The 26,592-nt window shown below is 53.5% G+C and carries 21 protein-coding genes; 2 read left to right on the forward strand and 19 right to left on the reverse strand.

Annotated features, from left to right (window positions below; genetic code table 11):
* Positions 1-19 precede the first annotated feature (19 nt).
* Both K6123_RS02760 and K6123_RS02765 read right to left on the reverse strand, forming a co-directional pair.
* Complete coding sequence (locus tag K6123_RS02760; RefSeq protein ID WP_221793859.1) at positions 20-1,276, reverse strand: sarcosine oxidase subunit beta family protein; 1,257 nt, start codon at positions 1,274-1,276, stop codon at positions 20-22.
* Positions 1,277-1,561: 285 nt separating this feature from the next.
* Complete coding sequence (locus tag K6123_RS02765; RefSeq protein WP_221793860.1) at positions 1,562-2,755, reverse strand: sigma-54 interaction domain-containing protein; 1,194 nt, start codon at positions 2,753-2,755, stop codon at positions 1,562-1,564.
* A 586-nt stretch (positions 2,756-3,341) separates the two neighbouring features.
* On the opposite strand from K6123_RS02765, the gene K6123_RS02770 reads away from it, so the two are divergent.
* Complete coding sequence (locus K6123_RS02770; RefSeq protein ID WP_221793862.1) at positions 3,342-3,668, forward strand: hypothetical protein; 327 nt, start codon at positions 3,342-3,344, stop codon at positions 3,666-3,668.
* A 12-nt stretch (positions 3,669-3,680) separates the two neighbouring features.
* The gene (locus K6123_RS02775; protein ID WP_221793864.1) at positions 3,681-4,271 is read left to right on the forward strand and encodes a hypothetical protein; all 591 of its coding nucleotides are present in this window, start codon (positions 3,681-3,683) and stop codon (positions 4,269-4,271) included.
* Positions 4,272-4,286: 15 nt separating this feature from the next.
* Here the strand turns inward: K6123_RS02775 and K6123_RS02780 are convergent, their stop codons facing one another.
* The 17 genes from K6123_RS02780 to K6123_RS02860 all read right to left on the reverse strand — a co-directional run bounded on the left by K6123_RS02780 (position 4,287) and on the right by K6123_RS02860 (position 26,578).
* Positions 4,287-4,685, reverse strand: coding sequence for a DUF4150 domain-containing protein (locus K6123_RS02780; RefSeq protein WP_221793866.1), 399 nt, complete (start codon positions 4,683-4,685; stop codon positions 4,287-4,289).
* Between the two features lie 11 nt (positions 4,686-4,696).
* On the reverse strand, positions 4,697-5,227 hold the full coding sequence (locus K6123_RS02785) for a DUF3540 domain-containing protein (protein ID WP_221793868.1): 531 nt from the start codon (positions 5,225-5,227) through the stop codon (positions 4,697-4,699).
* Positions 5,224-6,291: a pentapeptide repeat-containing protein gene (locus tag K6123_RS02790; RefSeq protein WP_221793870.1), complete on the reverse strand. Its 1,068-nt coding sequence runs from the start codon at positions 6,289-6,291 to the stop codon at positions 5,224-5,226. The genes K6123_RS02785 and K6123_RS02790 overlap by 4 nt, the downstream gene beginning before the upstream one ends.
* 19 nt (positions 6,292-6,310) lie before the next feature.
* Positions 6,311-8,923, reverse strand: a complete 2,613-nt coding sequence (locus K6123_RS02795) for a DUF2169 family type VI secretion system accessory protein (RefSeq protein ID WP_221793871.1) — start codon at positions 8,921-8,923, stop codon at positions 6,311-6,313.
* Positions 8,923-11,838: a contractile injection system protein, VgrG/Pvc8 family gene (locus K6123_RS02800; protein WP_221793873.1), complete on the reverse strand. Its 2,916-nt coding sequence runs from the start codon at positions 11,836-11,838 to the stop codon at positions 8,923-8,925. Before K6123_RS02800 ends, K6123_RS02795 begins: the two co-directional genes overlap by 1 nt.
* 210 nt (positions 11,839-12,048) lie before the next feature.
* Entirely contained in the window at positions 12,049-12,714 is a 666-nt protein-coding gene (locus K6123_RS02805) for an AHH domain-containing protein (protein ID WP_221793875.1), read from the reverse strand.
* 32 nt (positions 12,715-12,746) lie between these two features.
* Positions 12,747-13,268 carry a hypothetical protein gene (locus K6123_RS02810; RefSeq protein ID WP_221793877.1) on the reverse strand — a complete coding sequence of 174 codons (522 nt, stop codon included), beginning with the start codon at positions 13,266-13,268 and terminating at the stop codon, positions 12,747-12,749.
* Positions 13,269-13,487: 219 nt separating this feature from the next.
* The gene (locus tag K6123_RS02815; protein WP_221793878.1) at positions 13,488-14,417 is read right to left on the reverse strand and encodes a hypothetical protein; all 930 of its coding nucleotides are present in this window, start codon (positions 14,415-14,417) and stop codon (positions 13,488-13,490) included.
* 416 nt (positions 14,418-14,833) lie between these two features.
* Positions 14,834-15,994, reverse strand: a complete 1,161-nt coding sequence (tssA, locus tag K6123_RS02820) for a type VI secretion system protein TssA (protein WP_221793880.1) — start codon at positions 15,992-15,994, stop codon at positions 14,834-14,836.
* Positions 15,978-20,108 (reverse strand): type VI secretion system protein, encoded by a 4,131-nt coding sequence (locus K6123_RS02825; protein ID WP_221793882.1) that lies wholly within the window; start codon positions 20,106-20,108, stop codon positions 15,978-15,980. Before K6123_RS02825 ends, tssA begins: the two co-directional genes overlap by 17 nt.
* Positions 20,109-20,113: 5 nt before the next feature.
* The gene (locus tag K6123_RS02830; RefSeq protein ID WP_221793884.1) at positions 20,114-20,893 is read right to left on the reverse strand and encodes a DotU family type IV/VI secretion system protein; all 780 of its coding nucleotides are present in this window, start codon (positions 20,891-20,893) and stop codon (positions 20,114-20,116) included.
* Entirely contained in the window at positions 20,886-22,301 is a 1,416-nt protein-coding gene (gene tssK, locus K6123_RS02835) for a type VI secretion system baseplate subunit TssK (protein WP_221793886.1), read from the reverse strand. The genes K6123_RS02830 and tssK overlap by 8 nt, the downstream gene beginning before the upstream one ends.
* Before the next feature lie 9 nt (positions 22,302-22,310).
* Positions 22,311-22,778: a hypothetical protein gene (locus tag K6123_RS02840; RefSeq protein ID WP_221793888.1), complete on the reverse strand. Its 468-nt coding sequence runs from the start codon at positions 22,776-22,778 to the stop codon at positions 22,311-22,313.
* Positions 22,775-23,794, reverse strand: a complete 1,020-nt coding sequence (gene tssG, locus K6123_RS02845; protein ID WP_221793890.1) for a type VI secretion system baseplate subunit TssG — start codon at positions 23,792-23,794, stop codon at positions 22,775-22,777. Before tssG ends, K6123_RS02840 begins: the two co-directional genes overlap by 4 nt.
* Entirely contained in the window at positions 23,758-25,569 is a 1,812-nt protein-coding gene (tssF, locus tag K6123_RS02850) for a type VI secretion system baseplate subunit TssF (RefSeq protein ID WP_221793892.1), read from the reverse strand. The genes tssG and tssF overlap by 37 nt, the downstream gene beginning before the upstream one ends.
* Positions 25,570-25,595: 26 nt before the next feature.
* Entirely contained in the window at positions 25,596-25,949 is a 354-nt protein-coding gene (locus tag K6123_RS02855; RefSeq protein WP_221793894.1) for a GPW/gp25 family protein, read from the reverse strand.
* A 14-nt stretch (positions 25,950-25,963) separates the two neighbouring features.
* On the reverse strand, positions 25,964-26,578 hold the full coding sequence (locus tag K6123_RS02860; protein ID WP_221793896.1) for an Hcp family type VI secretion system effector: 615 nt from the start codon (positions 26,576-26,578) through the stop codon (positions 25,964-25,966).
* Positions 26,579-26,592: the final 14 nt, after the last annotated feature.

The following is a 26,592-nucleotide window of genomic DNA, read 5'->3' on the forward strand; positions in this document are numbered from 1 at the left end:
GTATTCCTCTCCAGGCCGATTAGTGCGCTACACCGGCAGCGCCGTGTTCGTCGACCAGGGCACCGGTCACGAAGCGTTCAATTGAGAAAGGCTCGGCCAGCGGAGATGGCTTGCCGTGTGCCAGGGTTTCAGCAAAGACGTGACCGGATCCAGGTGTCGCCTTGAAGCCACCGGTACCCCAGCCGCAGTTGATGAAGAAGTTCTTCACCGGTGTGCTGCCGATAATCGGACAGGCGTCAGGGGTGGTATCCACAATGCCGCCCCATTGACGGTTCATGCGAACCCGGCTGGCGGTTGGGAACATTTCCACGATGGCGTGGATGGTGTGCTCAATGATCGGGTAGGAGCCGCGCTGACCGTAGCCAACCCAGCCGTCGATACCGGCACCAATCACCAGGTCGCCCTTGTCGGACTGAGACATGTAACCGTGGACGTGGTTGGACATCACCACGGTATCCATCATTGGCTTGATCGGCTCGGAAACCAGCGCCTGCAGTGGGTGAGATTCCAGCGGCAGCTCGAAACCAGCCATCTTGGCAACCACACCGGAGTGACCGGCAACCACGGAACCAACGCGGTCAGCTTTGATTTCGCCATACTGCTTGGTTTTCACACCACGGATGGTGTTGGAGCTGTCGATGATCAGATCTGTCACTTCACAGTTCTGGATCAGGTGCACACCCAGCGCGCTGGCGGCACGGGCATAGCCCCAGGCCACCGCATCGTGACGGGCGTTACCACCGCGACGCTGTACCGACGCGCCCAGAATCGGGTAACGGGCACCGGCAGAGCAATCCAGTGTTGGAATTTCTTTTTGCAGCTGTTCAGCATCAACCATTTCGTTGTCGACGCCCTGCAGCTGGTTGGCGTACACCAGACGTTCGTTGTTACGCATGTCCTGCAGGGTATGACAGGTGTGGTATACGCCACGCTGGGAGAACATCACGTTGTAGTTGAGGTCCTGTGACAGGCCTTCCCACAATTTCATACCGTGTTCGTACAGTGCTGCAGACTCATCCCACAGGTAGTTGGAACGCACGATGGTGGTGTTACGACAGGCGTTACCACCGCCGAGGTGACCCTTTTCCAGCACTGCCACGTTAGTGATACCGTGGTTCTTGGCCAGATAGTAGGCAGTCGCCAGACCGTGACCGCCGCCGCCGATGATAATGATGTCGTACTTCTTGTTCGGCGTCGGGTTGGCCCACTGTCGCTCCCAGTTTTCGTGGTGGCTGAGTGAATGTTTCACCAGCGACAAGCCGGAATATTTTTCCATCGCTCTGGTTTCCTCAATTGGTGATTTGGTGTGGTTGCGTGGGCCGCAACACGGTTTGATGAAAGGGCTTCTCGGGGGAATGCCATAGGCGTATTTAGCCGCGTTTGAGGCCGTTGCGTTTTTCAAAACGCGACATGGATATGCCTTTTTGGGCAGCGTTGGAGGATTGTGCGAATTACAAAAGGGCAAGCAGCCTCAACTGCCACCTCATGTAACTGCACAGAAGCAGAAAATCAGGTCGGGCGAACAGTTGTGCTGGAGAGGCTGGGGAAGGTTGGATGGCGTTTAGATCAGTTCATTGGCTTCCATAAAAACTGCCTTTTCGATGTTGTATTTTTTGATCATCTTGCCGAGCGCGCGGCGGTCTTTGCCACACAGGCTGGCAGCCTTGGTAACGTTCCCATTGGTTTCGTCCAGAATTCGGCTGATGTACTCCTTTTCGAATGTTTCGACGATTCGGCGTTTGTCACGGCTGAAATTGTAGTTACCGTCGTCGATGTCACAATAGTCGATGAGCTGTGGGCTGGTGTGTTTCAGGTCATCTGGGTTCTGCGGCTCTGCTACCACATAGCGATCAATATCCGGGTTGTCCGGCGGCGAAACTGGGTCGGTCAGGGAGTCGGTTAAATAGAACTGGCCAGGGCTGATGACAGAGTCTCGGGTAAGCAAATAAAGACGGTGGATCGTATTCTCAAGTTCACGCACATTACCAGGCCAGGGTAGTGACGAGAAATGATCGATCAGGTCGTTGGAAACGATTTTCATGCCCATGCCATATTGATCAGAAAACTGACGAAGAAAATGCTCTACCAGAATTGGGATATCTTCTGTTCGCTGTCGCAGGGCAGGCATGTTCACATTGAGAATGTTGAGGCGGTAATATAAATCCTGCCGAAACAATCCCTGATCAATTTGCGCCTGAAGATCACAGTTGGCCGAGGCGATAACCCGAACATCGGAGTGGAATGTTTTTTCTGAACCGACAGGCCGATATTCTGATTCCTGTAAAAGGCGTAACAAGGCAGCCTGCGAATTTAATGACAAACTGTCAATTTCATCGAGAAATAGTGTGCCTTTTCCAGCGCTGGCCAATAACCCTTTTTTATCTTGTCGAGCATCAGTGAATGCCCCTTTTTTATGACCAAATAGTTCACTATTAAACAAGTCGTTTGTTAACGTGGCGCAGTTTACGGCGATAAAAGGGTAACCAGACCTTGGGCCACTATAATGAAGCCCTCGAGCCGCTAATTCCTTACCGGTGCCTGTTTCTCCCGATATCAATACAGGGGCATCAAATTGGCTGAAAACATGGATGCTTTCAACGGCATGAGCAAGTACCGGAGATTCCCCCACGATATTGATCTTGTTCAGGTCAATGCTGTATTCATCAGCGTTGGCAATGCCTTTGACTGTGTTTTCGTGTTGCGCCATGGCGGCATCATTCATGGTGTTTGTATGATTTTCCATCATTGGCTCCATGCACAAACTCCTTGAGGGCAGAATCCAAGAAAAGCAAAAAAGAAGCCAGAATCCTCAGCGGTAAATCAGCTTGATATAATGGCATCTTAATGTGAATTGATACCCTGATGTGTGTATTGAAATACATCTTCCACTGTTCCCCAGGCTCGATGGGGAGGATTTGCCCCGGTACTTTGACCCAGTGGGATTTTTTTTACCCTATATGGATATTACAGAGTAGTAACTTTTCATTTTTTGAAAATCCAATTCCAGCTATCTTTGTAATTCTGACTGTCAGGGGATAGCCGGAATGCGCCAAATTTATCTAAAGGTCTATTTCTGTCTGTGTGCATCAGTAAAACTCTGGGATAATGATGTGAATGGGTTATAAAAATAAAATATGTTAGTTTTATTCTTTAAACCCGCTGATGACTTCGATTGCAGCCATTGTTTATGAGGATAGTTTCTGAAGCTTCTTGGTTCTGTTTTCTTTCTACTCATACTCATTGGGGCCGGGCTGACAGTTTGGTTACCAGACTACCCTGTTGTTGATAAAAGTAGTGCCGGTCAAAAAGATGAAATTATTCGGGTAAGCCTGGATTCGGTGTTGCTGTCGTCTGCTTCGCTGGGTGACACTGGCAACTCAGTTATGTATGCCGTCAGAGCCTATATCGGGACCGATCTGGATCAGGTCATACGAATACAGCAAACCCTGCAGGCCGGGCCGGATATTTCGACAGCTGTGTCATGGCAGATTTTCTCTGTAAAACAAGGGGAGCGAACCTTGTTCTTGCTGCTGGCTGGGCCACTGGCTTCACTACCAGTCAGCCAACAGCTCATGCAACAGCTGACTGGGCTGGGTTATGCGGCGCAAATTGTTGTCTGGCCCGCCACTGCGGCTTCTTCTGCAACTGAAGACAACGCCGGTCACTGAGGAAATAGCATTATGAAAGCACCAGCTCCGCTCAGAAATTACCAGCAAATGACCCGGATCGTACGGAAGGATGGACATGCCCGTGACGGAGCTGGCGATTACCAGCTGGCTCAGGCGTATGGTGATTCTGATTCGGTTGTGGATACCCGCCAGCGCAGTCTGGAGGAGTTGGGAATGCAGCCTCGCAGTAGTCGGCAGCCGGAGTCGCCAGGGCTGAATAACTTTTTACCCAACCGACAGAACACAACCTTATTCCATCAGCTGGATCAAACCCAGCAGCGATATTTTACCGGCACTCCCCCGGCCACAGCGGCTGCTCGCCAGGATGCCGCATCGGGTACCAAATCCCGTGGCTTTCTGGGCGGTGATATTGATGCTCGTAGCGTCAATGTGCAGCCTCCGGTTACGAGTCAGCCTGCCGCCGAAACAGGGCGACCGTCGACAGCTCCAGTGTCACCAGCGAATCCGGCAGTGCAGCATCAGGCAAACGAGCAGGATTATCATCACACTGAGCCGCCAGCGGGCAGACGTATTCGACGAATGATTCGCTCGGTTTCAATGGATGGGTTGGCTGGTTCCAGCCTCGATATCAACCTCAAATAGCCTGGCTTGCAGCCATTAGCTCATGATCATTACCTTTACCTGGGAAGGGGTCATGGTAATTCCCACAGTATTGGGCAGCTTGCCATTGTGGACGGTCATGCTGAGCATTTTGGTTGCTGGCATCACGGATTTGAATACCTTGAAGCTGCCAAGCGCATTTTGCGCCGGTCCCATAATCATGTTGGAAACCACCCCCATCAAGAGGCCAGCCTGATCACCGTTGGAAAGCGGTGTTGTGGTCATCAGGTTATGGTCTGGCATTGCGACTGTAAACATATTGAAAATATTGGGGATGGCGGTCGAGCTGATGGCGATATTCGGGTAGGGAATCGGTGTGATCACCGGACCTATGGGAGTTTTGCAAACATCCAGCATGGAAAAGTGCATGGCGGCACTTTGGGTGGTCGCGAACATATCGGCTTCTCCTAACCCATATTGATTCGTTTGCCGTCGATACGAACGTCTTCTTCGGCAGTGATCAGTTGTTGACGGCCGCGCAGTTGCAGCAAGCCGCTGGCCGTCAGATTCAGATGGCCGACCTGTTGGATCAGGTGCTCACTCTGTTGTACGAACGTGTTGATTGTCGTCATTGCACCGTCTCTGGCTGTCAGGCTGAAACGCCCTGCGGTGCTCAGTTCAACCTCATCCCAGCCACGCAGACAAATGGCTGGTGCCTGCAGCGTTAGCGGCAGCGAGGACTGGATGGTTATCGGAGACTCCTCGGCCAGCTCGCCCCGACTCAGAATCTGGGTGATAAACAAGCATCCGTTGGCTTCGATAAACCCTACCAGATCGCCCTCGACGGGCTGGACCAGCAGACTGCTGGCACTGGTGGCTGTGAACTCTCCATCGATCAGCCAATGTTTGGTGTCTTTTGCCTGGCTGATAACACCAAAGAAAGGACCACTTTGCTGTCTTGGCGTGCGTATAATTGGTAGCTCCACACAGTTGTTCATATTTCCACTCCGTATTGGCTGAGTTCTCGTTCCAGTGCCTGCTGGTCAGGATCGGTGTGCAGCAAGCCGTTCGGGTCAACACCTGTCCAGCGGTTATGTTTTTCATGTAGTTGATGAACATTGGTGTGCTGGCAATGGGCATCAGAAAAATTGCAGTCTTCTGCGATTGCATGGGACAGGGTTGCGTAAGTCAGATTACTGGCAGAAAAATCGACCTGTTGGAGGTTGGCCTGCTTGAACCAGGATTGCTCCAGCATGGCGTTTCTGAAGCTGCACTGATGCAGGGTCGAGCCCTGAAAATTGCCATGTTTCAACTGCGCTGCAGTAAAGTCGCAATCGTTCAACTGGCTATCGATGAACAGCGCCTGATTCATTTGTGCCTTGCTGAAGCGGGTGGACTGCAGCTGACATTTGGAGAAATTGGCGTTCTCCAGATTGGCATTCGTCAGTTGTACGTCCTGCAACAGGCTCCCGGTGAAAGTGCATTCGGTGAACTGCATGTCACTGAAGTCTTGCTGCTGAAAACGGCAGTTGATTAGTAAAGTCTTGCTGAAGCTACAGCCCTGCAGTGAGACGGTGGTGAAATCGCTGTTGATCCAGGAAATACTTTCCATGGCGCAATGATTCAGTTGCAGCTGTGCAATATCGAGCTCCGACAGGTTGGTACTGCTGAGTTGGCAAGAACGCCAGAGTGCCGAGGTTAGGGAGCACTTGCTCAGTGTCGTTGCGCTCACGTCAAAGTGATCCCAGCTACTGTGGCTCAGGTCAGTCTCACAGAAGGTGACGGTATGGGCTTGCCCAACCCAAAGACTGTGGCTGGCATCGCAGCGAATCAGGTTGGTCTGCTCCAGCTCGCTGTGGTGGAAATAGCTTTGCTGCAGGTCACACTGGATAAACATCACTCGTTGTAGCTGGCACTGTGCAAATACAACGCCACGAAACTGACAACCGATAAAAACCGCACCCTGCAGATTCATGCCTTGCAGGGTTTGTGGCTCGAGTATGGCTCCCATCACGGGTTGGCCGGTTTCGATCTGTAAGAGCAATTGTTCGACGGCATCCATGGTTGTTTCCATCCCCTGGTTAGAGAGCGGCCGGTGGCTGTCTACGCATTGCTTCAATTCGGGCGTAGCGCCAGTCGGCATGGTGGGTGTCGCACTGGCTCAAACGTGTTCGATACCAGTGGCTGGTGCGCAAGTTGGCGTGATTCAGCTGGCTGGCACTGAAAAAGTCGTTTTGCAGGTGAGCGTGATTCAGCTGAATGCCGCGCATGATGCATTGGTGAAAAAGGTTGTCGTTGCATTGTGCTTGCGACAACTGGCTGCTGGTGAAATCGCATTGGTCAAAAACGTTGCTGATCAAGGCTGCCTGCTGCAAGTTAATCTTGCTGAAGCCACAGGTCTTCCAGCGACTCTGTATTAATTGCGCCTGACTCAAATCGCCTTCGTTGCTGAATTGCAGTTTCTCGGCGAGGACGGTGTCGAAGCAAACGCCATTGGCTTTCAACTGGATCATGATGCAACGTTGCAGCTGGCAGTGATGCCAGCGCGTCTGAAACATACTGCTCTGGGTAAAATTTGACCCGCTGAGCTGGCAGTTGCTCCACTCGCTGCTATCCAGCTGAGCCTGCAGAAACTGCCCAAACTCACTTTGGCATTGTTCGAATCGAGCCTGCTGTAGTTGCGCTTGTACGGCGTTGATCTGATTCAGCGAGCATTGCTGAAACCGGCTATGAGTAAAATTCGCTTCCTGCAGCATCGCCGCAGACAAGTCACACTCAGTGAATTGGCTTTGGTGGCCGTAACAGCCGGAAAAGTTGGTTTTCACCAGCCGACTGTGTTGCCAGTGGGTACGTTGTAGATTGGCCTCTGTCAGCACCGCACCTTCCAGATTGCTTTGCTTAAAACGGCAATCACTGAGGTTGGCGCGTTCCAGCATCGTGCCTCGCAGGTCTTGATCTGAAAAGTCGATACCCTGCAGGTCGGCACCAGCCAGATCGCGTCCAGCCAGAGAATCTCCTTGCTGTAGCAGTGTCAGGGCCCACTGGCGAAGTTGCTGACTGCCACCTTCTGGCAATGGCTTGTCCAGTACGGTACAGGTGGGTGCCAGCTGGCGTGCCTGGCGTTCACTGTTGAGCCGTAGCTGTTCGGCCAGTTGTAGTTTGTGAGAGCCCGAGAGTTCATCAACGGAGTGGACCGAGGCCTGTTGTAGAAATCCTTTTGTTAGCTGGTTGGCATCGGCGGGGATAATGACCCGACCAACCCGCAACTTCATCGAGGCGCGGGATTCTGTTTCCAGGGAGGGTTTGAGTCGCTCGGCGGTAGCTTGATGCTGCTGTTGGTGTTGGAGCGCCTCGTCGGTTTTCGTTTTGGCCAAGGCCAGATAGGGCGAGAGATCAACCTCTCCCATGTCGACCAGTGCTTTTGAAATCGGCGCTGGTTCGTTGGGGTCATCAAGGCTGTCGAGCAACTGCTGGCGTGCCTGCGGCGAGAGCGCAGGGTTATCCAGCTGTGGCTGGAGTTTCTTGCGCTTGCGGTCGGTCATTTGTTCTCGGGCTTGTTGTTGCAGCTGTTCCAGTTCGGCCTGCTCGGCGGCATTTTTCTGCGGTAATAAAGGGGCTTCGTGGAGCAAGTGGGCGACCGCCGTGGCTGGATCGCTACGCTGTGTCAGTTGCTGCTGATAAAACCCGGCGGGTCTTGGATTGTCTGTGCTGCCTTCATAAGCCAGTAGCAGCTGCTGGATGTCGAGGCCGTCTGGGTGGCTGATCGGTTGCTGGCCCCGGTAAATCACCAGGCCGAGGTCTAGGTCCGGGAAAAACCATACGGTATCCAGCTGTGTGAGGACTTCGATAAAACGGCTGCTGGCTTGTTCGTCGTTCGACTTGGCTTGTTGTACAAATACTCTGGCCTGTAGCGGTGGCAGTTGGCCGGAAAGTTCAGGTTGTCGGGCACTAACCCCTTTTAGTTGAAATGGATCACCGGGTAGAAAATAACCCGCCTGGTGCTGGTCGGCAGCTGCGGCGTAAAACAGTTCCGGCCGGGTGTCGGGCGGAAAACCAGGGTGAATTTCATCCAGCCATTGTTGATCAAAAGTACCCTGATAGGCACTGCGCTGTGGCCAGTCGCTACCGATTGGTTCAAAGCTGGCGGGGGTACGCTGGTGTTTGTCAGCGGCGTTTGATTCATTGGCTAGATAGAGATTGGGCAGGTCATATAAACCGGTCTGCTGATTGCGCCGGTTTTCCTCAATAATGCCTTTGCCCAGTGGATTGGCAGCGAAGCCCTGACCGCCATAACTGTGCTGATAGGATAGCGGCAGCTGCTCGAATGGCTCAGGTTCTGATGCTCGTCGCAGGCTGCGGCCGTGCCAGTGGCGATTGCCGATGACTGTTAGTTTTTTATGTATTGTCGCCAGCCGTACTGTGACATCCAGTTGCCGCACAGGCTGTTGTGCCGGGGCACAGGCATGACCGCTAAGCAGTAGCTCACCTCCGGGTTTGGCGTATCCGGCATCCAGCATCAAGCCGGCTTTTAATAGTGGTGCCAGCGCTGCCCAGCCAGTTTGCTCTGCTACAAAACGGCGGTTCTGGCTATCACTGAGGCGGAAGAACCCAAGCACGCCAATAGCGAGTAGATGCTGCCGAAAAAAATAGCAACGGTTGATCAGGCTGAGGCTGGTGGGCTTGATAATTTGCATCAGAGAATCACCCGAATGCCATTGAGTACTTCGGCCTCGGTCGAACTGATCTTGGCCATGGTTTGCATGATGGTTTGTACTGCTGCGGGGGCTTGTTCCAGCTTGACTGTCGCAGCGGCAGATATTTGGCTTTCAACCAGGGTGCTCATGTTGTTCTTGACCACCAGATTAAGGCCCATGACGGTGCTGATGGTTGAGGTGGTTGCCAATTGGGTATCGATATCAAGCTTGGTTCCAATGTAGGTGCCGATGCTGGAGTGAGAACCAATGTTGGTTTTGACTTCGCTGGTTGCAGACAGGTTGGTTATGACGTCGCTTTTGGTTCCTATGAAGGTTGCCACCGTGGAGTTTGCTCCGAGTGACAAATCGACGGTGTTATTGGCTGAAATATTGGTTGATACGCTGTTGCGGGCGCCGAGGAAGGTTTCAACCGTATTGTTCAGCCCCAGTCGGGTTGCGACGTTGTTATTGGCCGCAATGGACGTTTCGACGTTGGAGCGGGCTCCAATAAAGGTTTCGACATTGCTGGTCGCACCGACGGTGGTTGATAGTGTGCTGTTGGCTGACACATTGGTCGCAACCGTAGCGTTGGCACTGATGTTGGTTTCCATCCGTGCCGAGGCACCAATATTGGTGTTGACGGCAGTGGTGGTGCCCAGTGTCAGTGAGGTATCCAGCCGGTTACCTAGGAACAGGTTAGCTCCGCTGACATTGCCAATCTGAATGCTGCTGTTTGAGCTGTTCCCCAGTGTCAGTGAGTTGTTGACGGAGTTCCCCAGCATGGCTGAGTTGGAATACTGGCTGGCGGATTTGTCACCCCATGAGGGCGGTTTCATGCCGTGGCCAGTCAGGTTGATTGAGCGGCCTTTGATGTGGGTTTCCGAATAGGTATCACCGTTGGAGAGCTGGTTGGCGAGATCAACAATCGATGAATCTGGAATATAGCCGTTGATAAAACTTGGCTGGCTGAAATTGATAACACCATCGTAGTCACCAATGGTTGAGCAATTAACGCTCTTGCCGACGTTGGAACGGCTCTGGCTGGTGCCGGTATTACTGATGCCATAACTGACGGCGGCATGGCTTTCGTTATAGCTGCTGCCCTGCGAAATTGATGCGCTGAGAATCCCGCTGTCGCCCCCCGGGCTTTGTTGCAGACTCCAGCCGCTGTCCTTGGAGTAACTGGCGCCACCATACGAAACGCCACCAACGCCGGGTTTGTCATAGGCACTTTCCACCAGTTGCTGGGCACTGGCGCTGGTATCCGAGCTGCCGCCATTCAGCGCCGTCGAGACACCATGCCCATAACGAATACTGATGTTGTCGCCATAGCTGGTGGAGTAACTACTGCCCCAGGAGCCATTCACGGTCCAGGAGGCCTTGCGGCGGCCGGGTGGCGTAACGGTTTTGGAACCGTGCGACGACAACACCTGAACTTCTGGTTGCTCGCTGTTGTTATTGCCCCGGCTTATCATCACCAGTGAATTGACCTCGGGTACCGAGGTCGAGGTGCGCGGCAGCACAATCCAGAATTCTTCGCCGGTGACGAGCTGTACCGTACAGCCGCGTTGTAGAAAGGTCTGGTCGTCAAAATCAACCTGGCCGTCCTGCGGGCTGAGGTTGCTTTTGTCCATAAAATATTGGCTCTGGGGCGGGGTGGTGCCGGTGACCTTGGCCAACACGCTACCCTGGTGGGTATTCTGAATGGAAAACGGCGTCAGCAGGGTTTGTTTCAGAGGATCGGTGCCCAGATATAACTGGGTCGCCTGTACCCCACCTGTGTAGGGCGTCGTTGCTGATACCTTGTGCTGAATACTGGTCACTACAAAGCTCTGGCCCGCAAATTCAGGCCTGCCGCCGGGAGAGGTGCTGTTGTCCAGCAAGGGATCAGACAGGGTAAAAGAATACCCGGGGCCGAGTAACGGTGTGGTGGCAGTACCTGAAAGCGTCCCCTCTGTCGTATTGATTTGCTGGCACAGCTTGGTCAGTTTGCCCGTGTTTTCCGCACTGTCGGCTCCATAGTCAAAATACTGGTGGTGCAGAAAGGCGGTGTTACCAGCCTGGTTGTTGTCGGCCCAGGGAGTAGCGTCGCAAATGGCCATGCGATTGGTGTCCCAGCTGGCCTCAACCCGTCCCAGCATGGACTGAACATTGGCAGGCATCAGCTTGCTGTTGTAGGCGAGATCGCAGAACAAATCATTTTGTTGGGAGCCGAGCTTGTCGATACTGGTGTAGGTATAGCGCAAGTCTGGAATCGCACTCGCTCCAGCCAGTCTTGCCTGGCCCTGACGGGAAGCGGTTTTGTCGGAGAACACCAGTGTCAGGCTGCTTTGTTGATGGACAAAAAAGTAATACAAGCTGAACTTGCCGATGATGCGCTGGATAAACTCCAGGTCGGTTTCACCGGCCTGGAGCCAGTCTTGGCGCCGGGTGAGAGTGAGGCTGTCATCAAGATCGAACTGCAGTAACAGCTTGCCGGAGCGAATGTCCTGCGCAAAGACCGCCTGCAGCAGGCTTTCGACCGTGCATTGCTCATAAATGTGATAGCGATTACGCAGGTTCAGCAATGCCAGTGGTGACTCTACCGTCAGGGAATAACAGCCTGGAGCCGCTTGATTCAGCTCCGTTAACAGCCCCCGAAACCATCGCTGACCCTGAACTCCAAACTGCACCCAGCGCCCCAGGTAACGACTGTCCAGTAGCTGTTGACCCTTACCCGCTGTGAGGCTGTCATCTGCGCGGATGTCAGCCTGGAACTTGAATGGCTGGGAAATCGCCTCCTGACCCTGCAGGGAATCAAGCCGGATATAGTCGGCACCAATGGTTGGCAGTGATTGATCACCCTCGACCACGACCGTCAGCGGCTGACTGGACTGCATCGGCGCGATCGACATAGGGCGATGGGCTGCGCTCATTCTGCTTCTCCGTATAATTATCCCTGGAAAAGGCAGATAAGCAGGTTTGGTGCCAGTATAGAAACTGCCTGGAGTTGAACACCAATGGGCGATGTGTTTGATTCTGTGCGGCCCTGTGCAGGTGTTACAGATGGCCTGATATCATAAATGAGCTGGCCAAATACAATGGTTGGCCAGATCCAGATATTTAAACTAATAAAATAAGGCCTTTTAGTCTTCAGGGTTTACTATATTCCATGCATCCAAAATCATCCTTTTAGAAATACCATCGACATTCTCAACATCGTTATTTTTATGGGCATATCGGAGTGCGTCAGTGACTTTTCCGAAGTCTTTTTGATTTTTTTTGATTTTTTTTGATTTAAGTAAGGAATCGATAGATTTTTTTACTGAAGAGTTATAGGTGCTGTGGTGTAGAGTATTAACAGACTGTCGATGGAATGGGCGATCGCTATTGTTGTTTCCTGTCCGTTGCGGATAGGCCGGTAACATCATGCCATTCCGGGCACTATCTATAAAATTGCTGGATATATTTAATTTATCTCCTACTGAAGCAGGGATTAAATGCTGGGCTTCTTCCCCGGTATGTTTATTTTTCCAGTCGGAAAATTCCAGAACCGGTTTTTGCCTTGCCTGGTTCCTTTCTATGTGCTTCTGGTGTAACGCTTTTCTTAAAATTGTTGAATTACCATATTGTCTGCCTCCGTTATAACTTCCATCTTCCTTGACAAGTACCGCTTTTTCGGTATCCATTTTTGCATAACTTTTACCTATTTTTGCAGCTCTGGGAATTGATTGCCTGGTGGTTGATTTTGTTATTCCTGCCTTATTTCTACCTAAGGCCGGGAATGACGTTTTTGATTCTCGTTTGGGCATATAGAAATCCTTTTTGAAGATCTGTTTTGATACTAACCATTTTGGGATGTGGTCATAACATGTAATTCAGTAAGGCTGTTTCGACGCTGTAATCGGGTCTCTTTTTTAATCCGGTTTCCATTGCTGTCGATGGTTTCTGTTTGTTCTGAAAAATATGGTCCTGGCTTGTTTGGCCTTTTCATAAATAACCGCATTTTATGTTCTCCCAGTGTGTCCAGATCATTTGCGGTTTTTGTGGTGTAGGTCAGGTTCCGTTGTACTGCCGGGCCTCCAAGAATGTCAGCAAAACCATGAGCCTTGACTGTCCTGCCGGTGGCATTGTTGCGACTGTTGAAGAACGGAGTTACTTTGGCAATGCTTTTACGTCGACCAGTCTTTTTAAACAGATTCATTCGGCGGGTTATTACCGTGCTGCCATTTGGAAGCGATTTGAAAGATACGCCGAATGAACCTGTCCTGGTTTTTGAAATTTTGTCGGAATCCTGAATGGTTGTTCGGAGGTTATATCCTTTGCCCTTGTTTTTACGAATTTCTATCGGTGGCTGTTTTGGCATTTTAATTTCCTGCTCGTCTGTTTATTGATATAAGCTGATTTTTAATTACCGTTCTTTGTACCTGATCCAACCGTGGCAGAGACAAAAAACGGATACTGCTGCATATATGGAGTAGTCTTTGTATATTCGTTTTCTGGTTTCTGTGGTCTCTCCTTGCCTGGATATTCTCTTTGAGAAATTGCAATGCCTTAAATGCTTCACAGAATCTTTCTGGTTGTCTTAGCCCAGCGGCGTCAGGTTCTGGACCAGACCCAGTCTGGCCCTGCCGGCATTGGCAGCGGCGGTTGCAATTCTCGAACGACCAATATCATTGGCGGTGACGGTCAGAGGGTTGGCTTCCATTATGGGTGAAGTACCTAATGGACCGACCTGGCGGCCGGTAGCTTTGTGGCGGCCGAAGTCGGTGGCATGTAGTGCATAATCCTTATAAGCCCTGCCTGCACCGCCATTGCTGCTCCAGACGCCGGAATGAGCTTCCATCTGGAACCAGGAGGCGCCGCCGGGTGTGGTGCCATGCAGCGCCGTACCAAAATTCATCTGATTGTTGGATGGCAGCTGGTGCTCACTTTGAACCGCTGCCGGGCCGGGGCCTGGATTGGGATAGTGGCTGGAAGGCAGGTTGTAGAGTGGTTTGTTGGGGCCCGCACGATCTCCGCCAAATTGACCGGCTTGCTCTCTGACCCGAAAGCGGGTATCGAGCGCACCGGCATCTTCAACAACAACATGGCCACCTCTCATGGCGTCATCACTGACGTTGGGGTTGACGTTGAGATGAGTCGGGTTAGCCGCTTTGGCAAATCGAAACAGCCGCCGGGCTTCAGAAGTGGTATTGCGCTGGTTCGCCGTGAAGGCCAGGTTATGGGTTTGCAGGGTCTGGTCAATCTGTTGGGAGGTCATGTCATGAGCATCCCGATAGGCCTGCATACCCAGATCAGCGACCTCCATTGCGGCGGATGCTGCAGTGCCAGCACCACTTAGAATGAGAGCACCTTTCGCGATTTTCATTCCACCATGAACTACACCGCTGGCGCGGCCGCCTGGCTGCAGGTTATCTGTGATGGTATCTACACCGGATTGAATAGCCATATGGCCTTTTATTTCCCGTGCTGCGGTTGTTGCTGCCTGAACAACGTCATCGAACTCTGGCATTTTCGATTCCCCCTATGGGTATTTAAAAGCATAAGCCGAATATCATTTCCATGGCTTTGATAATTTATATCCGGCTTATTATTTGAAATATTACTGATGATATGGTTAGGCGTTAACGAATGGTTCCAAATCGCATGCCAAGCATACGTTCTTCAGATCGTCTGGGTGGCCTTGCAATTCTTTGTCTTGTGTGTCCACGTTGGGATACAAAACTGGACCCCTGTCGACGCTCGCCCGTATGCCTGTCAATATGCAAATGATCTTCATATTGTCGGCCACCGGGAGAGCGGCTTCTAACTATGTGAAGAGCATTTCCATCACGGGTTCTTGCTCTACTCACTCGAACGTTATGACGATCTTCCGGCAGTGTCAGATTGTTGGTGTTCGTTGGACGACGTGTCATATATTTCTCCTGCTTATTCCTGATTAATACTCAACCCCATCACTTCAAAGATATTCAGATTCCCTCCTTTCTCCATAAACAGCTCCTGATACAGGTCGGGTGCGGTCTTTTCACCCCACTGGCAAGCGGTATAAATAAGATACGGAACCGGGCTGTGTGGGTCGTCCTGCATCAGGAATTCCGCCACCTTGTACAGCGTGGCGAATGCGTCCGCGCGGTTGCGTAAGGGGCCATTGCCGCCACCACTGCCGCCCGTATGACCATCACCGCCAGCATCATCTGATGAGTGGTCGCCCGCAGGAGGGGGATTTCCCGACTGACCTTGTTGGGTTTCGTCATCGTCCCCGGGACCGTAGATCTGGGCCAGGTTGATCCCCCGGCGCTTGAGTTCGCCAGCGACCATGGTCTGGATCTGGTCGAGCAGTTCGCAGATGTCGGACAGGCTGGGGCTGTCTTCGGCACAGGTCTGGTCGAGCCAGCTGATCAGTTCATCCAGGGCATTGAGGCCCTGATCCAGCTGGTGCCAGAGCGACTTGAAGGTTTCGCCGGGAGTAGCGGCAAGGTGCTGGCGAAAGGCTTCCTTGGTGGGGCCGTTCCATTCCAGGCGCTCGTTGCGCTGGCGTTGTAGCTGGTCGAAACGCTGTGCTTCTTCCCAGTCGTTCCAGCACATTTCCCGATTGTCGAGCGATGCCTGGGTGATCGGCAGCAGCCGTAGAGGCACCAAGAGTTTTTCGTTGATCCAGTTAATCGGGTTGGTGCGGTATTCAACATCACCGTCGACCATTTGTGGGTGCATTTGGTCCCAGTAGCGTTTGCATAGCTGGTAGATCAGGATGGCTGCCGGGGCAATGCCGCCAAAGCCGTAGCGATGTATGCTGGATTCGAACAGCCAGACTCCCAGCTGCAGGTCCTTGCTCTTGCGGCAGAGTGCGTTCAGAGCGGTCTTTTCGACCGCTTCCCAATCAGCAATTTTCATCTCGTGAGACCAGATGCCTTGCGGCAGGGTGGCATCGTCCTCTCGACGGAATTCCTTGATGTCGAAATACACGCCATTGTGGCGTACTGAGTCGCCAACGCCGCTGTCGCCAATAGGTGCCATCAGGTCATCCAGACTGTAACCGTAGTAATGCTGGATAAAGGCATTGGCAGTACTTTGATCACTGGTTGTTTGCAAGGTCAGACCCTCCGGATGAATGTGGGCTGGCAGCCGTCGTAGCGGCTACACCGGGTGCTCGTTGGGGAAATACCGACGGTGGCGTGAGTGTGTAAATGCGTCCATCGGTTTGCCGGGCAGTAATGCTCATCAGCAGGTTGACCTTGCTGGTGTAACTTTGAGGGCTGCTTCCGGCAGACCACTGCACCTGAGTGCTGGCTGCTGCAGGAGCAACAGGCACCTGAAAGGTCAGCCAAGAGCGCTGATGAATACGGCTGTTCTGGCTGCCAAAACGGGCGAGCCACTCAAACAGTCCCCAACGGCTTTTGCTGCTGAAGCTGGCTTTGCGTTGGTTGCTGTCGATGTCGACAGGCAGATTGGTTGTGCGGGTTGGAACGACGGCGGAGCCGCTGGCCCAGCGCAGCCTAAGCGTCAGAGCGTCGTCGGGATGCCAGCCTAACTGAGTGTTGCCATTGGGATAGATGATGCTGTTGGCACCACTGGATAGTGTCCATTGGACGATCTGCTCCATGCCAACGGCCTGCTCCGGCAAGGCCGCAAATTCAACCTTGAGGCTGAGGTTGAGTGAGCCATCACTCGACTGCCCGAACTTCCAGACCTGTGACAGCTGATCAAGTTGCTGCACAAAGGCCAGCCAGGAACCCAGTTGCAGCGAGGGCTGGGCTTTCATCAGCTCTGTCAGCCGACTTGCCAATGGCCTTTCAATGGCCTGGCTGCCCCAGCGCTGATCATATTCACTGAAGAATATTTGCAGATTTTCCGGTGCGATATCGCTGATACCGGCCTCGGACAGTGGCGCAAACGGGAAATGTCCGGCGAGTGACTGATTAAAGCTTGCGGCCAGTGCCAGATACGACTTCAGTACGCTGTTCTTGCCGTATTGCTGGCAGTAACTGCGAACCTGCTCATCAATACTGTAGTGGCTGCTGGCAAACAAACCACTGGACAGGTGTGAGAAGGCTGGTTTGGCAAGCCAGTCATTACATTCTGCTGAATCCAGCTGGCTCAGATCAGTGCCGATGTAGCTTTCCAGCAGGGCGACCTGGTTGCCGGGTTCCTTGCGCTGATAGCGTTGCAGGTCCTTGAGGGTTCCGAGCCAGAGTGCTGCTTGCTGATCCGTAGGAGTGATCCCGCTGCTATCGAGCAGGAAAGCAACCAGTGGTCGGGCATATTGATGGGCCAGATAGTCGACCCGTTCGCGCTGGTTTTGCAGATAGCTGTCGAGGTCGGCCGGGTCGCTGTAGCTGAACAGGGCCGTCGCGAAGTTATCGCTTGACCACTGCGGATTACGCAGTGGCATGTAGAGGCGGTTTTCCAGCACCAGCTGATTGAGCAACTCAAATTGCTGGCTGACAAACTGCTGGCTGCTGGTTTGCAGCAAGGCATAGTTGCTGCTGTCCTGCTCTTGTTGTAGCAAAGTCAGTAGCTGGCTGATGCGGCTACTGGCGCGACTGAAGCTGCTGATCTGATTGGTGAGGTTGGTTTCGGTGTCTGTATTGCTGAGTTGCTGTGGGCTGGACCCGCTGTGATCGCGAATTTGTGCCTGTTCAATTCGCTGACGGACGCTGTGAATCAGCAGATTGCGAATCGTGGAGGCATAGAAGGGCTCTTTGGGTTTGCCATCAATCACGGGCCACCATTGCTGGCTGAAGGTCTGGAAATCCAGCAGCATGTCCATCGCATCGTCCAGGGGCTGTACATTCCAGCCTACGATGCGACCGTTATTGTTGTCGGTGGCAGCCTCTCCGAGAGTTGAGTGACGAATGAAGTTGAGCGAGGAGAGTGCACCAAACTCGTCTTTCCAGCGTAACAGGCGTGGTGAGAAATCCAGTTGGCCATCTTGCTGTTGCTGGAACATGGGTCCCATTGGCGGAATATCGAGGGTGGCCAGTTGCTGACGAATACTCCGGTCACAGCTGTTATCGTCGAACGGCTGTTTGAGCTGATCCGGGTAACCGGCATCCTGCAGGATTGGCAGTAATCCGCCCAGCTGTTTTTGCAGCTCACCGCAGGGGCTGGTACGAGCGCTGGTGTCGAGCCATTCCTGTTGCACATAGACCAGCCAACTGTGGAAGCCCGCCAGAGACTGGGTCATCGCCAGTTGCTGTTGTTCGCTGATCAAGTCGGTCTGGTCAGTGAAAAATGCTCGCTGAATGGCATCGACTGGTGGCTGGGTGGCACGTTGTTGCAATTGCAGCCGAACCGCTGTGGAGAGGCTGTTCAAATGCCGCAACTGGCGATCGGGATCGACCAGATCCTGCTCGCTCCAGTTGATATTGTAAGCGGTTTTAATCAGGGCATCGGCGATTAAGGGACTGTTGAAGTCGATGGTCGAGGGAATCGATGAGTCGTACAGATAATCCAGCAGCGCGCGAAAATCATTAGCGACACCGGCATCGTTCGGAATCGGCCCTGCCAGCCGGATAAATGCCTGCTGGGCTTGCTGATAACGGCCCAGTTGGGCGATATAGGTTTCCAGTCGGGCGCTGGTTTGCTCGAGTGTGCCTGAGGTATCAACGCTGAGCTGGTTGAGCGTTTCCGCCCGCGCATGCAGGCGGCAATCCATGCCACTGAACAGCTGCTCCGGAAAAATACGTTTGACGACTTCATTTTCCAGTGCGGGCATCTGGCCTGCCCCCCAGGATGCCGGTAGCGAAAGAGTGAGGGGTTGTTCACTGATCTTGGTGAGGCTGCTGAGTAACCACCAGGTGGCTCCGCCACTGTCACTGCAATCTTCCTTGCGTTGGCTGATTTCCTGCCAGGATGCCTCCGCGTTGGTGCTGTAGTTGTGCAACCGGGTGGTGTCATAAATCAGCAGTAACACCAGCAATACAGTCCCTGCCAGGGTGGCATATTGGGCATGGCGGAGGGTGCGGTTGATGGAAAAACGGCGGCGTTCGACTGGGTAGGCAAGGTTGCTCTCAAGCCACAGCTTGTGGTTGAGGAAATCGTCAGTCAGCGCTACTTCATCACCAACCTTGCCACTGAACCAGATCCCCCGCAGTGGCGGTGCTTCCTGATAACTGCTGCGGGCGAAGGTGTATGACAACACGTCTTGCAACGGTCGTTCGAGATTTTGAAACTGGCGATCGAACAACATGAATTCATCGATATTCTTGATGCTGTCGCCATCAGCGGCCTGTTGCAGTTGGGTTTCCCGAATTCCACTGACAAGGCTGTTAAAGGCCTCCAGTATCCACTGTGGCGAATAGGCTGCATCCAGCCGGGCCGGATTGGACCAGCCAAACATTTCGTTGGGATGCTCCTTGCTGACCGTGCTCCAGAATGCATCAAATCCAGTGATGTGCTCGCACTCAGTGACTTGCAGGTAGACGGGGACAACAAAACAGGTTTGTTTCTGCACCTGCCAGATCTGGCGATACAGAGATTCACCCAATGAACGACGGGCTACCGGATCATCAGCAGCCAGCAGGGCCTTGGCAGAGATCGTCAAAATCAGGCCATCGAGTGGCCGTTCGGGGCGATAAAAATTAAGCAGCTCCAGCTGCTGGGAAAATTGCTGCTCCTGTTCGACTTCAATCAGCACTCCCTGATCGAAAAAGTGCCACTGGCTACCGCTGGCTGGCAGGCTTTTTTCTCGCGCCAATAATTGTGCGCGCAGGCCGGTCTGGACACTGGTTGCCCAGTCGTGGCGGCCGCTGTTATCAGTGCCTGCGAGCAAATACCAGGGGCTTTGATAGCGCCAGTCACGCCGAGTGGTCAGATAGCGCAGTACGTCGAGCGCCTGTTTGATGCCGACTCTGGCCAGCCCGCGGCTGCGGCTGGCTGATGAGTCGCCTTGGCTGGTGTTATTCGGTTTGAGCGAAACCAGGCTGGTGAAAACTTTGGAAACGCTGGATGACAGCAAGCCCAGGGTGGACATCAGTGCGTCACGGAATGAGCGGAGCAGCCAGACCACTACCACCAAGGCTACTACGGCCAACAGAATCAGGCCGATGAATTGCCACAGAGGATCACTCCAGATCGGTTCCAGATCTGTGACCAGTGGCTGCATGCGCTGGTCCAGTTGGACCAGCAAGGTATGGAACTGGCCAAGCAGGGATTCACCCTGCTGTTGCAGGGTCTGTTCCGCTGCAGAGTTGATCGGTTCCATGATGACTACCCCCAATATCCCTTGATGCCTTGCCAGATAGCCCATCCCACCGCCAGATACAGCAGGCCCCCAATCGTCATGTTGCGATACCACGCAGCGAGCGGTGCCAGTCGGTGTTCCTGTTGTGAAGACATGATGCTTTGATAAGCCGCAGGGCAAACCAGCTGCATTGGCATACCGCCGCCAATGCGTTTGAACAACTGCGCACGGTAGGCTTTCAGACGTTGGTTGTTGTCGCGATAGCGGCCACAGAAACCCAGTCGCAAGGCGAACAGGTAAACCGATGCCAACAAACGGTCAGTTTCTTCCCAGGAGCGTTTGGTCAGTAGTTCATCGGCTCCCCGGAAGAAGCGTTCACCGGCAAAACAACTGTTGAATAACCGGTCTTCCAGAGGCTGGCTGAGCCACTGCTCGCGGCCAGGCCAGTCGATTTCCATGATGAACAACTCGTCTGCCAGCGCGACCAGTACAAACAGGGTTTGTTCTACCCGCTCGCACTCCCGTTCGGTGAGCGTTTTACTGGCAATCAGGCGTGCGCCTTCAATCCAGCGCTGCAGCTTCAGCGCTACGGCATCGGCCGTTTCTTCGCTGGAAGGGGGATGTGTCAGGTTAAACATGGCGGTGACCTGATCGTTCAGCTCACCCTCCTGTATCCAGTGCTTGATCTCCACTACTTGCTGGTAAAAGTGACTCATCAGCTGCACCGGATTAGCGGCGTCCATTGCTGCGGAACTGGCAGAGGCGTGTTGTTGGCTGGCCATGCCGCTGGCTCCCTGTTTACTCATGAGGAATGTGCATCACGATGCCAGCCGGGCGTTGCTGACTGAGTTTCCGGTTGGTGCAGACGATAGCGATTTCCGAACCGGGCCGGAGCAGGGTTTTATTGGCCTTGAGGCGGAACAAGGCGTGGCCACTGGCAGGAGATATGCCACTTTTTTCATCATGTTCAATGGCTTCTGCGCTGGCTCCCAGCAAGCGTCGTTGCATCAATTCCTTGTGCACGCTGACTGAAGCAATACGACAGGCACCAAGCCAGCGCACCAGGCTGTCGTAGCCGCCACCTGCGGTTGGCGTCAGTTCCAGTAACAGGTCTTTGCCTTCCCATTCCTTGTCATAGCTGAGGGTAAAGACGCCATCCTGTTTTTCGTTCAGGCCAATCGATGTGTAGTTGAGGTTGACCCGCTCGACCTGTTGCTGGATGTAGCTGATCACCCGGTCAAAGCCGGGCAGGGCGTTGTCGTGCTGATAGGGCGGGAAGCGTGGTGGAATATTGCTGGGGTCCAGCTCACTGATCGGGCCAGCCATCCGCAGCAGCGCCCGGTAGAGTTCGAACGGTTTGCTGTCGGCGGATTGCGCCAGCAATTCCAGCTCCGGTAATTCCTTCACCATCGCCCGAATCCAGCTGTGATGACGCTGGGTCACATGATGGCCCAGCGATTCACCACCTTCCGACAAGCCTGCCAGCTGCAATGCCTTGTGACGCACTGCCAACGCCAGAGCTTGTAGCCGCTGCGGTAATGGGCGAGACCCGGGAGCGGCTTCGTCACCGATACGAAAAGCATCTGCTCCCAGTTGTAGCAGTGGCGGGGCGTAGCCTGGGTCCAGCTGTGGATGGCCAGTATCCGGTTTGATTACCCGGAACAGCGGCAGACCAACATAGCGGTTACTGGCCTTGTCGGTTGCCTGCAGTGACAAACGGGGCTGCAACCTGGGCAGCACCACTTCGTTGTCGCCGGTATTTTCATCAACCCGCGGGCTATCGCTGGTGGTGCTGTAGCGCTGGATTTCTGAACGCTCACTGGCACTGCCCGGCACCTGGATTGGCACAGTCAGCTGAACCGTGTGGGCATCGCTGTTCTTGAAGTCCAGCTCCAGCGTCAATGGCAGGTCTTCGCCAGCGCGATAATCAATCGGCAAGCCGTCCGGCATGATGGCCAGCAGCCGTTGAATAATCACTTTCCCTTCCAGCAGCGCGGAGCGATCCAGCTGCAACGCGGCAATACCCCAATAGTGCGCTGAGCTTAACGATAGTTGCTGACGCAGTTGCACCTCCCAGTAGAGGTGGTTCTGCTGGAAATGCTGGGGTGACAACAGCATGCCTTCATGCCAGCACACCGGATTGGGAATACGGACTGAATCGTTGGCATTGCCCTGACTGAAGAGGCTGTTCTGGCCTGTGGATAAAATTGCCATGGTGCCTTGTTAGTCCTTCTGCTGTTCGGTTAACCGGTAGCCTTCCTGTTGCAGCTGGATGAACAGTTGTTTGAAGTTGCCCAGTTCGGCAACAAACTGTCCCTGCAGGCCAAGGTAATTGGCGAACATCAGGATGCTGGTGGCTTGGGTGCTGGTGTCCGGCAGAGGCACGGACGGCATGATGGATAGCGGAACGATCTCAACACTGCTGACACTCATTTGCTGGTCGTAGCGACGCATGAGTGAATACTTCCGGGCAAACCAGTCCGGCCCGCTGAGGTCACCCAACAATTTGGCCAGCTGGTCGTCCTGAATAAACAGAAAGTCGATTGCTACCGGCATGCCGTTATTACAGTTGGCCGTGGCTTCAATGCGGATATTGCCGAGCTGGTTAGCCGGGCTGCTGATGCCGATAACGGAACAGCCGCTCAGCAACCAGAGCAGAAGCGCACCAAACGGGATATATAGCGGTTTCATTGGCCCCCCTGAATGGTAAAGCTGAGCGTGATATTGGTGGCCGGATCGGGTTGTCGGCCCAGAAAGGATGCAATTCCCAGGGGGGTATATGCATTGTTTCCCTGGCTGAGTCGTTGGGGTGGCAGCTCAATGGCAGGGATCTGTAGCAGAATGCGGCAATCGACCCGGCGGTCGGTAATCCGTTCGATGATCCGGCGCAGTTGTGCATGCAAGGAACCGGCAGGCAGCAATAGTCGGGCATGATCCCATGGTAATGGAGCGAATTTCAGCTCAATGCCCTGCTGCTGATTCCATACTCGTTTGCCGAGACAGGCGGTCTGGCCCAAACGGGTGTTGTGCGAATGACCCAGATAGCTGTGATCCTGCTCATCAACATACATCCAGCCGCCCAGGCAGGAGCGTAATTGTTGCAGTGGCAAACCCAGCGACAGTAATAACAACTGGCGCAACAGCGGCAGCGACAGGCGGCTGTTGGCGAACAGACCGGCGAGTTCAAAATCAGCCTGGTCTTCGCGGCTTTCCATCAGGTAACCGGCCATCCCCCGTAACAGCTGACCACTACGGCTATGTTCGGCAGACTCTCCCAGCAACATGGGCTGGACCGAACTACTCATCAGATAACGCAATGCCAACAAGCGGTTATCAAACAGTTCGAGAAAATCGACCATGGCCAAATCGTGCTGGTTGGCCAGCTCTCGCAGCCATTCAATAAAAGGGGCGGGTAACGGACCATCCTGGCTCAGCAAGCCATAGCGGGCATTGGTGATATGCGTTCGGCCATTGTCATCGGTGTCGACCAGGCGTACGTCGCTGGGTGGAAAATCCGCAGCCAGTGACGATTGAAAACGAAGTTGGCTGGCCAACTGCTGCAATTGCCCGTCGTCATTGTCGTGCGGGACGGATTGCAGTCGAGCTTGCGTCAGCAGGTGTACCAGCGGCAGGAAATCCCAGCCGGCATCACGCTGCTGCAACAGCGAATTTACAGTATGACCTGTTCGCCAATGCGTGGATGCCATTGCTTCCAGACTCCTTCTCGTTGATAACTGAACAGCTGTAGCTGCACAAAGTGATTAAGCGTGGTGTAGAGGCCGAGGAAGTGGCTTAGCACTTCGCCCAGCAATAGCGCGTTGGCACCGTTGAAATAGTTTTCATCAACCGTCAGGGAAATCAGCGTGCCTTGATAGTGACCACGCCAGGCATCCGCTCCCATGCGTCGCACCGAACGGCGGGCGGAGAGACTGACGATGCCTTGTATCTGACGGCTGTGAGAGGGATTGAGGGCATCGCTGTAGAGCGCGATCAGCCGTTTGAACCGCCGGATAACGTTGCCGGACTGACCTTCTTCAGCCAGTGACAACAGATTCAGGTGCAGCTGTTCCAGCAAGGCGACGACGGCCTGACCATTAAGACGGGCATCGCGAAACAGGGTTGGTCGACAAACGATGTTGGCGTGGCTGAGCGCGCCAGCGCCGACCAGCTTCATGCGATTTCCAATTCTTAGCGACTCTGGTAGCGACCGGTTGCAACACTGGCCTCGCGCACTCAGGGTCTGGTCGATGGGAGTATCGGCATTCATTCCCTCATCATAGAGAGCAATCATGGTGTCACAGCCACGGGTCGCGGCTGACAGCGGCGGCACCAGCCGGGTCAGAAAGCGGCTGCTGGCCAGCGTGCCGGTATGTTTCAGATCGTAGTGGCCGAGCCAGGGAGCAGCCTGTTTGATCTGGCCGTCAGCAGACAACAAATCGACTTGCTCAACGGCATACACTTCACTCTGGCCATACTGGTTCTGGTCTGCCAACAGCCGGTATTCGTATTGGCTATAGTCGAGCTGAACCGGTGAGAAGGTGGTCGGAAACAGGTTGATTGCAGGGAACGCGTTGAACACCAGGCTTTGGCGTGACAAGGCTGGCAGGGCCGATGTCTGGTCCAGCAGAATCAACAGTTCGAAATGGGTGGACACTTGTTTGAGGTCCAGTCCGGTGATTTCGAAAAAGTAGAATTTTTCCGGGAAGTGGAAGTATTCCTGTAACAGCCGGTAGGCGTCATGCTCGCCGGATGATTGTGGCAAGACGTTTTCGTCTGCCCTGAAGCCACACCACTGAATCGTACTGGCCGGGAGTTCGATAATCTGATCGTCGACCCGCAAGGCGATGCCTCTGACCTGGTCACTCAGCAGCTGATAAAGCGCTGGCCGAATGTCTGCGTCGGCAATAAAGAAACGCAGACGCTCGACCGGGTATTCGTACACCGGGTCGCTGCCATCACTGTGCATAGTGATGGAAATGACCGATTGCACATCACTGCGCTGGTCGAGAAAGTCAAAACTGTTGCGTGGTTTGAAACCAACGTCATCCAGTTCAAATGGCCACAGCGGGGTGTTGTAGCTGCACTGCATCCGACATTCGACGGTTTTCTGGTTGCTGTCCGGGCGCGCGTTACTGCGGGCGGAAAAAATTCTGCCCTTGTTAAGCTGGTAGCCGTTGACGAAGTTGACGCCATCAACCTGCACATTGGCCTGCATCACGGTCATGCTTGGAATCGAGCGAATCAGTGCCGGGTAGAGACTCAGCAGCAGATGGTTGGGAATCTCATTGCGCTGGCTTTCCATATCGGCGCGCAGTCTGCCGGTCATCCAGGCAAATGACTGCAACAGCTGTTCGACGTGGGGGTCGGCTGAATGGCCAGCACTCAGACGCAGCTCTGCCGCAGCCGATGGATAGGCTTGGGTAAAAGCATCAACCGAGCGGCGCAGCGCGCTCAGTTCCTGTTGGAAATGTTGAATGCTCATATAACCGTTATTCCTGTTTATCCAGCTCAGAAGTAAAAATATTCAGATATTGTGGTATCACCAATTTTCATTGCCAGTTGGCATCCGGCCTTGCTTTGTTCTGTTTGTATCGATAACACCTGAATATCATCAAGCCTGGGCTCAAGGGCCAGAATACGGCTGCGTATAATGGCCAGATACTCCGTTATGGCACTCGGGTTGTCAGCGTAATAGCGAGAAAACTCGGGTATGCCAAAGCCGGATATATGGTTGTCGGAATTACTGGCTTCCTTGATATACATACGGGTAGCAATAATTCGTTGAACCTGTTTCTGGATGGAGTCCTGCAGTGATATGTCACTACAGGAACTATCCAGCTTTTCCAATAAGGTTAAACCCATATCGGATATACCAATTACAATGTGTAGCTGCCAGGAGAGATTGGACGGTTGCGTACCACACTCCAGCCGGTTGCAACGTGTCCCTTGTTCTCCATTGCAGGTCCCTGCAGACAGTGAATCCAGGATATCTCCGTAAAGTTCAGCTTGAATTGCTCCGTAGCCATATCGTTGGGATGTGACTGGAATTGAATTTCACTGATGATTACATCGGTTAATTCAAATTGCATAATCACGTTCATACGATCACCAGAGTTACGTAATACGTGAATGCGGCAAGGTGAACCTTTGAGATCCAGCAGTTTGGCGCGCAGGCAGCATTCGTATAACTTGGGCGAGGTCACGTCGACGTATTTCACACAGGTGAAATCAGAGATCATCGGCCGGCCGGAAGTCCGGGCCGAGTTACTCACATCCGTGGTTACCTGTTGCTGAATACCCTGGTTGACAGATACCAGTTCAACGCATTGCTCCGGTTTGATATTCAGGTTGCCCTGAAATCCCGGGTTGGCAGTAATCGCCTGCCAGTCACCTTCGGCGGCACCGTCAATCAGGGAACCGCCAGCTGCACCATCATTGCCTTTGGCCTTGGTCAGGCTTGGGTCACCCAGTTCGAATAAGATCAGATCCATGATTGGCTCCAGTA

Origin of the sequence: Oceanobacter mangrovi, assembly GCF_019740315.1 — a bacterium.
GTDB lineage: Bacteria > Pseudomonadota > Gammaproteobacteria > Pseudomonadales > Oceanobacteraceae > Oceanobacter > Oceanobacter mangrovi.